General features: G+C 72.8%; 11 protein-coding genes. 7 read left to right on the forward strand and 4 right to left on the reverse strand.

The window, feature by feature from the left end; all coding sequences use genetic code 11:
* Positions 1 to 59: 59 nt before the first annotated feature.
* A complete protein-coding gene (locus OG580_RS32240) occupies positions 60 to 2,411 on the reverse strand; it encodes an excinuclease ABC subunit UvrA (RefSeq protein ID WP_267047173.1) in 2,352 nt (783 codons plus the stop codon).
* Positions 2,412 to 2,506: 95 nt separating this feature from the next.
* Positions 2,507 to 3,526, reverse strand: coding sequence for an MsnO8 family LLM class oxidoreductase (locus OG580_RS32245; protein WP_267047174.1), 1,020 nt, complete (start codon positions 3,524 to 3,526; stop codon positions 2,507 to 2,509).
* 190 nt (positions 3,527 to 3,716) lie between these two features.
* Here OG580_RS32245 and OG580_RS32250 point away from each other — a divergent pair, with 190 nt between their 5' ends.
* The 5 genes from OG580_RS32250 to OG580_RS32270 all read left to right on the forward strand — a co-directional run bounded on the left by OG580_RS32250 (position 3,717) and on the right by OG580_RS32270 (position 11,381).
* Positions 3,717 to 4,964: an ABC transporter substrate-binding protein gene (locus OG580_RS32250; RefSeq protein WP_267047175.1), complete on the forward strand. Its 1,248-nt coding sequence runs from the start codon at positions 3,717 to 3,719 to the stop codon at positions 4,962 to 4,964.
* Between the two features lie 12 nt (positions 4,965 to 4,976).
* Positions 4,977 to 7,787: an ATP-binding cassette domain-containing protein gene (locus OG580_RS32255; protein WP_267047176.1), complete on the forward strand. Its 2,811-nt coding sequence runs from the start codon at positions 4,977 to 4,979 to the stop codon at positions 7,785 to 7,787.
* Entirely contained in the window at positions 7,784 to 8,530 is a 747-nt protein-coding gene (locus tag OG580_RS32260) for an ABC transporter ATP-binding protein (protein ID WP_267047177.1), read from the forward strand. The genes OG580_RS32255 and OG580_RS32260 overlap by 4 nt, the downstream gene beginning before the upstream one ends.
* 83 nt (positions 8,531 to 8,613) lie before the next feature.
* Positions 8,614 to 9,264: a hypothetical protein gene (locus OG580_RS32265; protein ID WP_267047178.1), complete on the forward strand. Its 651-nt coding sequence runs from the start codon at positions 8,614 to 8,616 to the stop codon at positions 9,262 to 9,264.
* A 71-nt stretch (positions 9,265 to 9,335) separates the two neighbouring features.
* The gene (locus OG580_RS32270) at positions 9,336 to 11,381 is read left to right on the forward strand and encodes a M48 family metalloprotease (protein ID WP_267047179.1); all 2,046 of its coding nucleotides are present in this window, start codon (positions 9,336 to 9,338) and stop codon (positions 11,379 to 11,381) included.
* A 51-nt stretch (positions 11,382 to 11,432) separates the two neighbouring features.
* Here the strand turns inward: OG580_RS32270 and OG580_RS32275 are convergent, their stop codons facing one another.
* Positions 11,433 to 12,095: a deoxynucleoside kinase gene (locus tag OG580_RS32275; protein WP_267047180.1), complete on the reverse strand. Its 663-nt coding sequence runs from the start codon at positions 12,093 to 12,095 to the stop codon at positions 11,433 to 11,435.
* A 347-nt stretch (positions 12,096 to 12,442) separates the two neighbouring features.
* Here OG580_RS32275 and OG580_RS32280 point away from each other — a divergent pair, with 347 nt between their 5' ends.
* A complete protein-coding gene (locus tag OG580_RS32280; protein WP_267047181.1) occupies positions 12,443 to 12,931 on the forward strand; it encodes an HAD family acid phosphatase in 489 nt (162 codons plus the stop codon).
* Positions 12,932 to 13,054: 123 nt separating this feature from the next.
* On the opposite strand, the gene OG580_RS32285 is transcribed toward OG580_RS32280, so the two are convergent.
* Positions 13,055 to 13,270 (reverse strand): dodecin, encoded by a 216-nt coding sequence (locus tag OG580_RS32285; RefSeq protein ID WP_267047182.1) that lies wholly within the window; start codon positions 13,268 to 13,270, stop codon positions 13,055 to 13,057.
* A 281-nt stretch (positions 13,271 to 13,551) separates the two neighbouring features.
* Here OG580_RS32285 and OG580_RS32290 point away from each other — a divergent pair, with 281 nt between their 5' ends.
* Positions 13,552 to 14,799 carry an extracellular solute-binding protein gene (locus tag OG580_RS32290; protein WP_267047183.1) on the forward strand — a complete coding sequence of 416 codons (1,248 nt, stop codon included), beginning with the start codon at positions 13,552 to 13,554 and terminating at the stop codon, positions 14,797 to 14,799.
* Positions 14,800 to 14,911 lie beyond the last annotated feature (112 nt).

Below are 14,911 nucleotides of genomic sequence, written 5' to 3' on the forward strand. Positions count from 1 at the left end.
GCCGGCCGGGTCGGCAGCCGAGCGCCCTGGCGAGGTACGGGGATGGGGGGCCGGCCGGATCAGCCGCCGAGCGCCCTGGCGAGGTACGGGGCCGTCCGGCTCGCGGGAGAGGCGGCCACCTCGGCCGGCGGCCCGGCGGCCACGACGAGGCCGCCCTCGTCGCCGCCGCCCGGGCCGAGGTCGACGACCCAGTCGGCGGTGGCGACGACGTCCATGTCGTGCTCGACGACGATCACCGAGTGGCCCGCGTCGACGAGGCCGTGGAGCTGGCGCATCAGGACCTCGACGTCGGCCGGGTGCAGACCGGTCGTCGGCTCGTCGAGCACGTACAGGGTGGGGGAGCGGTGCGGCCGCTGGAGCTCCGAGGCGAGCTTGACGCGCTGCGCCTCGCCGCCGGACAGCTCCGTGGCCGGCTGCCCGAGCCGCAGATAACCGAGACCCACGTCGAGCAGCGTGCGCAGGCTCCGGGTGGCGGCGGGGGTGCCGTCGAAGAAGGCGGCGGCCGACTCGACGGTGAGGTCGAGGACTTCGGCGATGGTCAGGCCGCGCAGCCGTACCTGGAGCGTCTCGGGGTTGTAGCGGGCGCCGTGGCAGTCGGGGCAGGGCGCGTACGTGCTCGGCAGGAAGAGGAGTTCCACCGAGACGAAGCCCTCGCCCTGGCAGGTCTCGCAGCGCCCTCCGGAGACGTTGAAGGAGAAGCGGCCGGCCTTGTAGCCGCGCGCCCTCGCCTCCTCGGTCTCCGTGAACAGTTTCCGCACGACGTCGAACAGGCCCGTGTAGGTGGCGAGGTTGGAGCGCGGGGTCCTTCCGATGGGTCGTTGATCGACCGTCACCAACCGCCCCACTCCAGTGAGTTCCTCGGTGAGAGCGCCGACGAGGGTCGACTTCCCCGATCCCGAGACGCCGGTGACAGCGGTGAGGACGCCGACCGGGAAGGCCGCGTCCACCGCCCGCAGGTTGTGCCGGGTCACCTGCCCGGTACGCAGCCACCCCGCCGGTGTGCGTACGGTCCGCGCAGGGGTCGGCTCCCGGTCGAAGAGGAAGCGCCGGGTGGCGGACGCCTCGACGGCCGCCAGCTCGTGCGGCGGACCGCTGTGCAGCACCCGCCCGCCGTGTACCCCGGCGCGCGGCCCGACGTCCACGAGCCAGTCGGCGTGCCGTACGACGTCGAGGTGGTGCTCGACGACGAAGACCGAGTTCCCCGCCGCCTTCAGCCGGTCGAGGACGACGAGGAGCGCCTCGGTGTCGGCCGGGTGCAGGCCGGCAGACGGCTCGTCGAGGACGTACACGACGCCGAAGAGCCCCGACCGCAGCTGGGTGGCGAGCCGCAGCCGCTGGAGCTCGCCGTTGGAGAGGGTGGGAGTGGCGCGGTCCAGGCTGAGGTAGCCGAGGCCGAGTTCGGTGACGGTGGAGATCCGGGCGACGAGGTCCTCGGTGAGCACGCGGGCCGTCTCCGCGTCCCCGCCCGGCGGCGTCGCCGCGAGGAGGCCGGCGAGGACCGTCAGCGGCAGCGCGGCGAGCTCGGCGATCGTCCGTCCCGCGAAGGTGACCGCGAGCGCCTCCGGGCGCAGCCGGCTGCCCCCGCACACCGGGCAGGGCGCACTGGTCAGGAAACGTTCGGCCTTCGCCCGCAGCGTCGTGCTCTTCGAGTCCGCGAACGTCCGCAGGACGTACCGCCGGGCACTCATGTACGTGCCCTGGTAGGGGCGTTGGATGCGTCCGGCCTCCCGCACCGGATGGACCGTGACCACCGGCTGCTCGTCGGTGAAGAGGATCCACTCCCGGTCCTTCGCGTCCAGCTCGCGCCACGGCCGGTCGACGTCGTATCCGAGGGTGTCCAGGACGTCCCGCAGGTTCTTCCCCTGCCAGGCGCCGGGCCACGCGGCGACGGCGCCCTGACGGATCGACAGGTCGCGGTCGGGGACGAGGAGTTCCTCACTCGTCTCGTGGATCCGGCCGATCCCGTGACACGAGGGGCACGCGCCCGCCGCCGTGTTGGGGGAGAAGGCGTCGGAGTCGAGCCGCGGGGCGCCCTCCGGGTAGCGGCCGGCCCGTGAGAACAGCATCCGCAGCGAGTTGGAGAGCGTGGTCACCGTACCGACGGAGGAGCGGGCGTTCGGCGAGGACCGGCGCTGCTCCAGGGAGACCGCCGGCGGCAGCCCGGTGATCTCGCCCACCGCGGGCGCCCCCACCTGGTGGATCAGCCGCCGGGCGTACGGCGCTACCGACTCGAAGTAGCGCCGCTGCGCCTCCGCGTAGATCGTCCCGAAGGCGAGGGACGACTTGCCGGAGCCGGAGACCCCGGTGAAGGCGACGAGTGCGTCGCGCGGGATGTCGACGTCCACCCCGGCGAGGTTGTGCTCGCGGGCGCCGCGGACGCGGACGTACGGATCGTGGGAACGGTCGTGCATCCGTTGGTCCGCTTCTGTCCTGGCCGGGACTGTAGGGGGTTCGACCCCGGCGGTGGTTGCTGCTCGGTGGCCGGGTGGGGAGGTGCTCCAGTGTGTCAGGCGGCCGGCGGGGTCAGGCCGACGGCACGCGCGAGCCCGCGGTACGAGTCGCCGAGCGCCGCCCGGTCGTACGTGCTCGTCGTCACCAGCACCTCCTGGGCGCCCGTCTCCTTCACCGCCCGCCCCAGCGCCTCGGCCACCTGCTCCGCCGTCCCGTGCACATGGCCGCGCAGCCCCGCCTCGTAGAAGCCGCGCTGCTTCTCCGTCATCGACAGCGCCTCGATCCGCTCGGGCGGGGCGAGCGGCGGGAACACGCCCTCGGTGCGCGAGTACGCGAGGGACCAGGCCTCCGGCAGCAGCAGCCGCCGGGCCTCCTCCTCGGTAGCGGCCACCGCGACGGTCCCGGCGACGACCACGTACGGCTCGGCGGCCCAGAGCGAGGGGCGGAAGGCGGAGCGGTACGTCTCGACGGCGGCGAGCAGCCGGTCCCGGCCGCGGAGGTCGCCGATGACCAGCGGGAGGCCGGCCGCCGCGGCGATCGCCGCGCCCTCGCCCGTCGCGAGGACGAAGGGCGGCACCTTCAGCCCCTCGGCGGGCCGGGCGTGGACCTGGGGGTGCGCCGTCTGCTCGCCCGTGAACCAGCCGAGGAGCTCCGTCAGCTGCTCCCCGAAGCGCTCGGCGTCGTCCTTGTCCCGGCCCAGGGCCCGCCGGATGCCGTCCGTGAAGCCGACCGAGCGGCCGACGCCCATGTCGATCCGGCCGGGGAAGAGGGACTCCAGGACGCCGAACTGCTCGGCCACGACCAGCGGCCGGTGATTGGGCAGCATCACGCCGCCCGTGCCGACCCGTACGGTCGACGTCGAGGCGGCCACGGCGGCGGCGAGCACCGTCGGGGCGGAGCCGGCGACGCCGGGCACGCTGTGGTGTTCCGACACCCAGAAGCGGTGGTAGCCGAGGGCCTCCACCTCCCGGGCGAGTCGCACGGTGTCACGCAGCGCCTGCGGAGCGTCCTCGCCCTCCCGGGTCCGGGAGCGGTCGAGGACGGAGAAACGGATGCCGTCGAGGGAAGTGCTCACCTCTTGTCCAACGCCCGAGAGGCGGAGGGATTCCCCGGCCTCCGGGGGCCGTGTCCGGGGAGAGGGGCTCTCCTGTCGATCACGTCAGAGTTCCACAGACCTCTGATGCATCATCAATTGACGTTGTATCAGTTATTGACGGTTCATCAGTCCGGTCACAGAATGCGTTCACCCGACGGAGGGATCGCCCGTGCGCCGACCGTTGCGCGTCATCACCGCCACCTTCGCCCTGCTCCTCGTCACTGCCTGCAACTCCGCCTCCAGCGGCGGAAGTACCCCCTCCTCCGTACGCGGAGTCACCGCCGACACGATCAAGGTGGGCGGCATCGTCTCCATGACGAGCGCCAGCGGCTACTCCAAGAAGGACACCGACCTCGGCGCCCGGGCCCGTTACGACCGGGCCAACGCAGAGGGTGGGATCAACGGACGGAAGATCGAGTACCTGGGGGCCGAGGACGACGGCCAGGACCCCGCCAGGAACCTGGCCGCGGCTCGCAAGCTCGTCCAGCAGGACAAGGTCTTCGCCGTCTCCCCCATGAGTTCGGTCACCTTCGCCGGGGCCGACTTCCTGGAGGCCCAGAAGGTCCCGACGGTGGGCTGGGGCACGCTCCCCTCGTTCTGCGGGCCGGCGCATCTCTACGGCTTCAACGGCTGCCTCGTCCCCACGCCCGGCGGCACGCTCAACCAGACCTGGCCCGAGGGTCTCGCCGCCGTCCTCGGCGGCTCGCGCGGCAAGTCGGTCGCGCTGATCGCCGGCGACAACGACGCCGGCAAGTTCGGCATCCGTACCTTCACCCAGGGCTTCAAGGCGGCCGGCTTCCAGGTCGCGTACGCCAAGGCCGTGGTACCGGCGACGTCGATGCCCAGCGACTGGTCGGCGTACACCAAGGAGATCCTCCGCTCCGGTCCCGGCGGCGGCGCACCCGACGCCGTGGTCTCCGTGATGCAGACGCCGTACAACATCGGCCTGTTCACCGCGCTCAAGCGGTCGGGCTACAAGGGGGTCATCTCCGACCCGACGGACTACGACCCCGGGCTGCTCGCGAAGGACGCGACGAAGCAGGCCCTCGACGGGGTGCACGTGCTGCTGCAGTTCCAGCCCTTCGAGTCGGACAGCCCCGCGATGCGGCAGTTCAAGGCCGACATCAAGAAGGCCGCCGGCGGCGAGGACGTCCCCCTCAACATGCACATGATGACGGGGTACATGAGCGCCGACCTCTTCCTCTCGATCGCCCGGAAGGCCGGCAAGGACCTCACCGTCGAGTCCTTCCAGCAAGCCGCCGCCGGCTTCTCCGACACGGGGACGCTCGTGGGCGACCGTGCCGAGCCCAAGGGGCAGAAGGAGAGCTTCGGCTGCGGAGCGCTCGTCCGGCTGAAGAACGGGCGGTACGAGGTGGCCGTGCCCTTCAAGTGCTACCCGCCGATCCCCTTCGGCTGAGGGGCGAGTCACGTGGGTGACCTGCTGGGCTTCGTCCTGAGCGGGCTGGTCTCGGGCGCGCTGTACGCGCTGCTCGCGACCGGCCTCGTGCTGTCCTACTCCGCCTCCGGGCTCTTCAACTTCGCGCACGGCGCCACCGCCTATCTGTGCGCGCTGGCGTTCTACGAACTCCACTCCGGCTTCGGCTGGCCGGCCGTCCCCACCGCTCTGCTCCTGGTCTTCGTGGTGGCACCCGGCCTCGGCTGGGGCCTGGACCGGCTGATGTTCAGAAAGCTGGCCAGGGTCGGCGAGACAGCGCAGATCGTGGCCACGATCGGTCTGCTGGTCGCGTTGCCCGCGGCCGGGCTGTGGGTGGTCGAACTCCTGGAGCGGGCGGGCGCCCCCGTCCGGCCCGCCGAGAACCAGTTCGGGTTGCCCGGCGTCGGGCCGAGCCCCGCGGTGTCCTGGCAGCCGCTCGACGGCGTGGGCATCGACTCCGACCAGCTGATCACCTGGATCGCCACCGCCCTCGCGGCGGTCGGCCTGTGGGTCCTGATGCGGCACACCCGGTTGGGCCTGCGGCTGCGGGCAGCGGTCGACAACCGGGCGCTGACCGAACTGCGCGGCATCAGCGCGGACCGGTTGTCCTCGACCGCGTGGATGCTGTCGTCCGGCCTCGCCGGCCTCGCCGGTGTCCTCGCGACCCCGCTCCTCGGGCTCTCCGCGCACGACTACACGCTGTTCCTGTTCGTCTCGGCCACCGCGGCCGTCCTCGGGCGCTTCATGTCGGTACCGCTCGCCTTCGCGGGCGGCCTCGGGCTCGGGGTGCTGCAGAACCTCGTCGCGGGCTACGCGTCGTTCGCCGAGGACATCACCGGCTTCCGCACGGCCGTACCGTTCCTCATCCTCTTCGCCGGTCTCGTCGTCCTGGTGCGGCGGCGCCGCGCGGCGGGCACGGCGGCCGTCGACCCACCGCCGGTCGAGTATCTCGCCGGGACGGGGTGGGTCCGCCGCTGGGGCGCCTGGGTGGCGGCCGGCGCGCTCCTCGGCACGGCGTTCTACACCGTCACCACGCCCTTCTGGAGCGGGATCCTGGCCCAAGGGCTCGCGATCGGGCTCGTGTTCATGTCGTTCACGGTGGTCACCGGTCTCGGTGCGATGGTGTCGCTGGCCCAGGCGACGTTCGTGACCGGCGCCGCTCTGGTCGCGGGGCTGCTGATGAGCCACGGCTGGCCCTTCGTCGCCGCCGCGGCGGTCGGTACGTCGGCGGCGGCCCTGCTCGGCGCGGTGGTCGCGCTGCCCGCCCTACGGCTCGGGGGCAGAACACTGGCCCTGGCCACCCTGGCGCTCGCCTTCCTGGCGGATCAGGTGCTCTTCCAGCTCGGCTGGCTGCGCAACGGCGACACCGGGTGGGCGATCCCGCGGCCGGTGGCCGGACCGGTGGACCTGGGCGACGACCGGGCACTGGGGCTCGCGCTGGTGCTGCTCAGCGGGGTGGTCGTCGCACTGCTGACCTGGCTGCGCGGCTCCCGCTGGGGCCGGGCCATGCTGGCGGTCCGCTCGGCCCCGGAGGCCGCCGCGGCGTCGGGGGTGTCGGTGGTACGGACGAAGCTCCTGCTGTTCACGGTGTCGGCGGGCCTCGCGGGCTTCGGAGGGGTGCTCTACGCCTCGTACAACACCAGGATCACGGCCACGGACTTCACGGCGATGACAGGCCTGGTGTGGCTGGCGGTCGTGGTCGCGGCGGGGGTGCGCAGGCCGCAGTTCGCGGTGGTGGCGGGGCTGGTCTTCGCGGTCGTTCCGCATCTGATCTCGACGTACGTGACGGAGTCCGCGCATCTGCCGGTGATCCTCTTCGGTCTGGCGGGGCTCGCGCTGGCGAACGACCCGGACGGGTACTGCGCCGCGCTGCCGTCGAGGCGAGCGGCCCGGCGCGCCGCGAAGCGGGCGGCGGCGGCGCGGGGGGCCGTGCCCGGGGCCGTTCCCCCCGGCGCCACCGGACGCCCGGACGACGGCCCGTCCGCGCCGCTGCGCGTGCGGACGGCCGAGCCGTACGTCGGCGGTACCGGGGGTACCGTCCAGGGAACGGGAACGGGAACGGGAACGGGAACCGGCACCGGCACCGGCACCGGCACCGGCGGCGCGCCGAGCGCGCTCGAGCTGAGCGGCGTACACGCCGGTTACGGCGGCGCACCCGTGCTGCGCGGCGTGGACCTCGTGGTGCGCGGCGGTGAGGTACTGGTGCTGCTCGGGCCCAACGGGGCCGGGAAGTCCACCCTCTGCCGGGTGGCGGCGGGACTGCTGCGGCCGGCCGGCGGTCTCGTGCGGGTACGGGGTGAGGACGCCACCCGCGACGTGACGGTCGCCCGGGCGCGCCGTGGGGTGCGGCTGGCTCCCGAGGGGCGGGGGATCTTCGCCGGGCTCTCGATCGAGGAGAACCTGGCCCTGCAGCTGACGGGAGCCGAGGACCGCGACGCCGTGTACGCGCGGTTCCCCGCGCTCGCCGCCCGCCGCTCCGTCGCCGCCGGGTCCCTGTCGGGCGGCGAGCAGCAGCTCCTCGCCCTCGCCCCGCTCCTCCAACGACCGCCGGCGGTCCTCGTCGCCGACGAACCCTCCCTCGGTCTCGCGCCGCGCGTCGTGGACGAGGTCTTCCATCTCCTGACCGAACTCCGCGGCCACGGCACCGCGCTGGTCCTCGTCGAGGAGAAGGCGGCCGAGGTGCTCGGCATCGCCGACACCGTCGCGTACCTCGCACAGGGCGAGATCGCCTGGTCCGGGCCGCGGTCCGAGGTGGACCGGGACCGGCTCGCCGAGGCCTACCTGGGGACGGGAGTCCGCCGATGAGCCACGCTCTGCTCCGCGCGAGCGGGATCGACGTCCGCTTCGGCGGCGTCCACGCCCTGCGCGACGTGACCGTCTCCGTCGGCCCCGGCGAGATCTGCGGCCTCATCGGGCCGAACGGCGCGGGCAAGACGACGCTCTTCGACGTGTTGTCGGGGATGCGGCGGCCGGACGCCGGCGCGATCGCGTACGACGGTACGGACATCACCCGCCGATCCCCCGTCTGGCGGGCCCGGCACGGCATCCGCCGCACCTTCCAACGCCAGCAGCTCTTCGGCCAGTTGACGGTCGCGGACAACCTCGTCGTGGCACAGGACTGGCGGGGCGGAGTTCGGCCCGCGGCACGCCGCCACCGGGAACGGGCCGACGCCGTGCTCCACGAGTGCGGGCTCGACGCGCTCGCCGACTCGTACGCGGGCGGCTTGCCCGTCGGACAGGCCCGCATGGTCGAGCTGGCCCGCGCGCTCGCCGATCCGCCCCGGGTCCTGCTCCTGGACGAGCCCGCGTCCGGGACGACCGCCGAGGAGCGCCGCAAACTCGCCGACGTCATACGCCATATGGCCGAGGAGGAGAACTGCGCGGTGCTGCTCGTCGAGCACGACGTGGCCTTCGTGATGGAGCTGTGTTCACGCGTCGTGGTGCTCGACCTCGGCCGGGTTCTGGCGGAAGGGACGGCGGCCGAGGTCCACGCGGACCCGGCGGTACGGGAGGCGTACCTCGGCGCGCGCGCCTCCGGTACCTCCTGAGCCACCCTCGTCGACCGGTCAACTGTCCTGGCATCATGGCAAGTTGGCGGAAGTGCCGGATGACGGGGGAGGCGTCTGATCACATGCGCGGATACGAGTACGAGGGCGGGGACGGCGGCGCCGGCCGCTACGACAGCGGGACCGCGACGCGGCTGGCCCGCCGCGCGGTGGACGCGGCGGCACCGCACGAGCTGCCCCAGTTCCCGATGACGGCCGAGGCCTTCCACCGGACGCCCGCGAAGGACCGGCTGCGGCCGGTACAGCGCGACGAGCCGCTGGCGATAGGCCTCGACGTGGTCGCCGCTCTCATCAGCACCGCGGCGCTCTCCGCCGCAGTCCAGGTCCTCGACCACCTCGCGCAGCAGTCCACCGCGCAGGCGGTGGACACCACCCGGAACCGACTGCTGCCGCGGCTGTTGCGCCGCCGTACCCGACGGGCCATGGAGGCGGCAGCGGAGCAGGCCACCACGCCCGTGGAGGTGGGGCGGCTGACCGCCGAGCAGCTGACCCGGCTGCGCGAGGTCGCCATGCGGGCGGCGCTCCGGTGGCGCGTACCCGAGCCTCAGGCGCGGGCGATCGCGGACGGGATCGTCGCCGAGCTCGCCACGCTGTCCCAGGACAGGCCGGCTGCCGACGAGCCGGAGGCAGTCCAGCCCGGCGGGGAGGGGCCGGCCGCCGACGAGCCGGACGCCGACGAGCCCGGCGGGGAAGGGCCGGCCGAGGCCGCTCGGTGAGGCGGTGGACGCCGGCACCGGCGGCGGCACGGGGCCGTCCGGGCCCGTTCACGCTTCCCTCCGGCACGTCGGTGCGCTTCGCGCTGCTGATCGCCGCGATGACCACCGCGTCGGCCCTGCTGATGAACGGCGCCTCATCCGTCCTCCTGTCCTCGGTGCGGTGGGAGGAGGTACGGGAGTACAACGACTGCTACGCCCGGGCGACGGAGGAAGCGGCCCGTGAGCGTGCCTCCGACACGGCCATCCGCGTCCCGACCGAGCTGGAGATGGGCGACTGCGAGGACCCGCGCGCCGGCGCGAGCCGACCGGTCACCGCCGGAGTGTCAGCCGGCCTGCTGCTGGCCCTCCTCGGTGCCTACGTCGGCCTGCCCTGGCGCCGGACCCGGCGGCGCGGCTACCGCCCGCTCACCGGGATGCCCGAGCTGTCGGCGTATCTGGCGGGCCTGCTCGGCGAGTCGGGCGTGCGCGCGCGGGTCGGCTTCCTCGCCGAACCGCTGAATCCGGCGGTCCACGCGCTGGCCTTCGGGCCGCTGGGGCGGCGCCGCGTGGTCCTGAGCGGGGGGCTGCTCACCCTGTACTCCCTCGACCGGGGGGCGTTCCGGAGCATCGTCCTCCACGAGTTGGCGCACATCCGCAACCGGGACCTGGACATCGCCTTCCTGACGCTGATCCTGTGGCGGGCGAGCGTGCCGACGCTGGTGGCTCTGACCGGTGTCGCGGCCCCGGCCGCCGTGCTCGTCGGGACCGCGCTCGCGGGCTCCGTCCTGGCGTTAGCCGTCCAGGTCCCGTTGCTCGCCGTACTGGTGACCCTGCTCAAGAACGCGGTGCTGCGCAGCCGGGAGCTGTACGCGGACGCGCGGGTGGTGGAGTGGGAGGGCTCGGCCGACGGCTTGCGCGGGCTGTTCGGCGACCCTCCCGCCCAGCAGGGCGCGAAGGGCGGCCGCGGACTGCTGAGCGTCCACCCTCCGCTCGCCCGGAGGGCGCGGGCACTGGCCGACCCGGGGGTCCTGTACGAGGTCGGCTTCTGGGACATGTGCGCGGTCGGAGCGGCGGGCGCCTTCCTCTACGACATGGTGCGACTGGGACCGATCGGCGGCGGCAGCCAGGCCGGACCGATGACGGAGCTCGCCGCGACGGTCCTGTCCGGCTGCCTGGTGGTGGGCGCGGCGGGGACGGTGCTGTGGCAGGCGGTGGCGCACGCCCCGGGTTCTCTCACCCCGGCACGGGTCCGGCAGGCCGGGCTCGGCCTGGGCCTCGGCCTGGGCGTGTTCCGGCTGCTGTCCCCGTCGGGGGCCTTCAGCCTGGTGAGCGTGGGCGGGCAGGGGGCGTCACTGGCCTTCCCCTACCTCGCGCTGACGAGCCTGTGCGGGTGGGCCCTCGTACGGTGGCTGGTGCTGGTCGCGGGGGCGTGGGGGCCGGTCCTGGCCCGCAACCGCCGTCCGCGACGGGTGCTGTGGACGGTTCTCGCACTGGGCACGGCCGGTGTGCTGCCGATGGCCGACTTCCTCCTGACGCTTCCGGCGATGACGCTGTACGCGGCGGTGTTCATCGCGCCGTCGCTGCCGGGCGCGGTGGTCTTCGTCGGCAGCGCCGGCATTCTGGCGTTCGCGCGGATCACGTCGCACGTGGTGCCGGCGATGCTGACGGTCGCGGTGGTGCCGCTGGTCGGGCAGTACGTGTCGTGGCGTCCCGGTGCCCGGCACGCCTTCACCGGTTTCGGCCCGCCGGGGCCACCACCGGGTTTCCTCGTCCGCTTCGGCGTCCCGGCGGGGCTGGCGTCCGCCGTGTGGGCCCTGCTGGTCGTGTGGATCGGCGTCCCCGCCCCCGAGCTGATGGCGGTGGGGACGCTGATCGCCGGCCAGGTGGCGGCGGCCCTCTGGGCGGGCGGGGGCCACGCACCGCTCCCGCTCGCCCGGGGTGCCGTGGCCGCGTTCGGTGCGGGCTTGCTCGGCATGCTGGTCTGGGGGGTGCTGGTGAGGCTCGTGGGCTGCCTCGCCCCGGGCCCCGACCCCTGCGTCCCGCTCCCCGGCGCGGCCGGCCTCGGCCTGGCCCTCATGCTGGCCCCCGCGGGCACGCTGACGGCCTGGGCCATTCACGCGCTCGCCGTCCGGGCCTGATCCGCGGTGCCGGACCGGCAGACCCGGGCGATGCCGTCGTGGAGCGCGGGCTCAGACGAGGCGTCCTGCCGCCGTCAGGGCGTCCTTGACCTCCCGCGCCACGCGGGCCGCGTCCTCGGGGTTGTTCACCACGTCCGTGTGGTTCATGTCCACGACGAGGACCTCACTGGCCGAGTAGTGATGGTGAACCCAGTCGTCGTAGCCGGCCCACAGCGTCCGGTAGTACTCGACGAGGCTCTCGTCCTGCTCGAAATCGCGTCCCCGCAGTCCGATGCGGTGCAGCACCGTCTCGAAGTCGGCCTTGAGGTAGACCATGAGATCGGGTGCCTTGCGGTACGGCAGGCCGTCGATCTCGCGCATCATCTCCTCGAGCAGCCCCTCGTACACCCGCATCTCGAGGGAGCTGATCCGGCCCAGGTCGTGATTGACCTTGGCGAAGTACCAGTCCTCGTAGATGGAACGGTCGAGCACGTTGTGGCCCTGCTTGTACGCCTCCTTGATCGAGGCGAACCTCGTCTGCAGGAAGTAGAGCTGCAGGAGGAACGGGTAGCGCTTCGCCTCGATCTCCTCGGGGCTCGCCGAGTAGAAGAGCGGAAGGATCGGATTGTCGTCCACGCTCTCGTAGAAGACGTCGCTGCCCAGCTCCTTGGCGAGGAGCTCGGCCACACTCGTCTTGCCGATTCCGATCATGCCTCCGACGCAGATCACCGGCATACCTCACTTCTCCCTGGGGCTCTTCTGTACGTGGGCGGGTGAGCCGCTTCCCACACCACCGAGGCGCACGCCGGTGGCCACGTGGTTCCCCGGGAATCCGTGATCAACGTCATGAGGTCCGGCGGGACCGAAACCCTGCCCTGGACCAGGAGGCCGGACGTTCCGCGGTCGCCGCGGACAGCGACGGGCCGCAGCCCCGTGGTCGCCATGAATGGTAGATGACGATTCGCGCCGCGCCGGTCGGTGCGGCGGGACGGGGCAGGTTCAGCCCGGTCTCCGGGCGTGTGCGTCCGTCACGGTCGGGAAAGGGCGAGGCGCCGAGGTACGTCGGCTCCTAGGCTGGGTCCGTGACGCGCGACACCCGGCCGCTGGCCGTCTTCGATCTGGACAACACCCTCTCCGCGACCGCCCACCGCCAGCACTTCCTTGAGCGGCGCCCGCGGGACTGGGACGCCTTCTTCGCGGCTGCGCCCGACGACCCGCCGCTGGAGGAGGGCGTCGAGCTGTGCCGGACGGCGGCGGAGGAGTGCGAGGTGGTCTACCTGACCGGCCGGCCGGAGCGCTGCCGCAGGGCCACCGTGGCCTGGCTGGCCGCGCAGGGGCTGCCGGAGGGCCGGATCCACATGCGGGGCAACCGCGACTTCCGGCCGGCCCGGATCACCAAGGTGGAGGTGCTGCGGCGGCTCGGCGTGGACCGCGAGATCAGGATGCTCGTCGACGACGACGTGCTGGTGTGCGACGCGGCGGAGGCGGCCGGATTCACCGTCGTACGGGCCGGCTGGGCGACCCCTTCGGAAGAACTGACGCACGCCCAGGAGCGGGAGGGCCGGACCTGACCCCGGCTGCCGGAGTCCCGGCGGCATGAGTCCCGGCCGCCGGAGTCCCGGCGGTCTGAGCCGGGACGGCCGGGGCTCAGGCCGCCCCGGCCGTCCCGGCCCCGTCCCGCTCCCGGCGCCCCCTCAGCCCTCGTCCTCCAGGCGGAAGCCGACCTTCAGGCCGACCTGGTAATGCTCGATGTCGCCGTCTACGAGATGGCCTCGGACCTGCGTGACCTCGAACCAGTCGAGGCCCCGCAGGGTCTGCGAGGCGCGCTGGATGCCGTTGCGGATGGCCGCGTCGACGCCCTCGGTGGAGGTCCCGACGATCTCGGTGACGCGGTAGGTGTGATTCGACATGGGGGCCGAACTCCTCTCGGTGCGTCCCTCCACCGTGCCCCAGGCCGCGTCCGCGCGCGACAGGACGGCGTCCGCTCGGTCCCTCGGCGATTACCAGGGGTAAGGGTCCGGAGCGTCCGTCCAGGTACCGGAACGAGATGGTCAAGGACTTGACCACTTGGTTGGTCCAGACCAGAATCCAGGCCACATACCCGCGCGAACGCCACGTTCGTCCCCCCATGTCGGGTCAGCCCCCCTCCATGCCGCACGATCCCGGTGCTGAACAGCAGAAGGTGACCCCCGTGAAGAACCGCTATCTCGCCTGCCCCTTGGCAGCAGTCACCGCGCTCACCCTGGCCGGGTGCGGAATGCTGCCGGGCGGGGGCCAGACGAAGACCGTCAGCATCTGGCTCATGCGGGACAGCGTCAGTGAGGACTTCCTGACGCGCTTCACCGAGGCCTACGAGGAGGAGCACGACGGCGTCGAGCTCGAGGTCGCCATCCAGGACTGGACCGGCATCGGCAAGAAGGTCACCGAGGCCATCCAGGGATCCGGCGGCCCCGACGTCATCGAGGTCGGCAACACCCAGGTCGCCCAGTACGCCGACACCGAGAAGCTGTTCGACCTGACCCTGGAGTCCGTCCGCGACCTCGGCAGCGAGGACTGGCTGCCCGGCCTCGCCCAGCCGGGCAGCATCGGCGGATCCCAGTACGGCATCCCCTGGTACGCGGCCAACCGCATCGTCATCTACAACAAGGACCTGTTCCGGGACGCCGGCATCGACAAGCCGCCGGCCGACCGCGCCGAGTGGCTCGCCGACACCGAGAAGCTCAACCGCGGCGGCTCCCAGGGCATCTACCTCGCGGGCCAGGACTGGTACACCCTCGCCGGTTTCATCTGGGAGGAGGGCGGCGAGCTCGCCGTCGACAAGGGCGGCGAGTGGACCGGGGCCCTCGGCAGCCCGGCGGCCCAGCGCGGCATGGCCTTCTACAAGGAGCTCCAGTCCCTCGGCACCGGCCCCAAGAACGCCGACGAGCAGAACCCGCCGCAGGCCGACGTCTTCGCCAAGGGCGACGTCGCCCAGCTCATCGCCACACCCAGCGCCGTCGCCGCGATCCTCAAGGCCAACCCGGACCTCGAGGACAAGCTCGGCTACTTCGCGATACCCGGCAAGAAGGCCGGCCAGCCCTGTGCCGTGTTCACCGGCGGTTCCGACCTGATCATCCCGGAGAACGCGCCCCAGCGCGGCGCCGCGCTCGACGTCGTGAAGGCCCTCGCCGGCGAGAAGTGGCAGACCGAACTCGCCCGCACCATGGGGTACGTCCCCAACAAGAAGGGCCTCGCCTCCGTCGTCTCCGGCCAGGAGGCCACCGCCGTCATGGCGGCGGCCGCCGCCCGCGGCCGGGCCACCCCCAACTCCCCGCAGTGGGCGAACGTCGAGGGGGACAACCCCATCAAGCCGTACATGACGGCCGTCCTCCAGGGCGAGGACCCGGCGAAGGCCGCCCAGAAGGCGTCGGCCGAGATCACGGACACCCTCGCCGAATAGCATTCAGCGTTCGCACATCCCCGGGTCCCCGGACGGTCATGTCGAATCCAGCCGGTGACGGAAGAAGTAAGGGGCCGGGCCACCGCTCACGCGGTCCGGCTCAGCCCCTTCC

The organism is Streptomyces sp. NBC_00094 (assembly GCF_026343125.1).
Classification (GTDB): Bacteria; Actinomycetota; Actinomycetes; order Streptomycetales; family Streptomycetaceae; genus Streptomyces.

What these genes read in the sequence shown, in the direction of transcription:
- OG580_RS32240 (WP_267047173.1), bottom strand. Translation starts at nt 2,411, where the DNA reads ATGCACGACCGTTCCCACGATCCGTACGTCCGCGTCCGCGGCGCCCGC.
- OG580_RS32260 (WP_267047177.1), top strand. Translation starts at nt 7,784, where the DNA reads ATGAGCCACGCTCTGCTCCGCGCGAGCGGGATCGACGTCCGCTTCGGC.
- OG580_RS32265 (WP_267047178.1), top strand. Translation starts at nt 8,614, where the DNA reads ATGCGCGGATACGAGTACGAGGGCGGGGACGGCGGCGCCGGCCGCTAC.
- OG580_RS32275 (WP_267047180.1), bottom strand. Translation starts at nt 12,095, where the DNA reads ATGCCGGTGATCTGCGTCGGAGGCATGATCGGAATCGGCAAGACGAGT.
- OG580_RS32285 (WP_267047182.1), bottom strand. Translation starts at nt 13,270, where the DNA reads ATGTCGAATCACACCTACCGCGTCACCGAGATCGTCGGGACCTCCACC.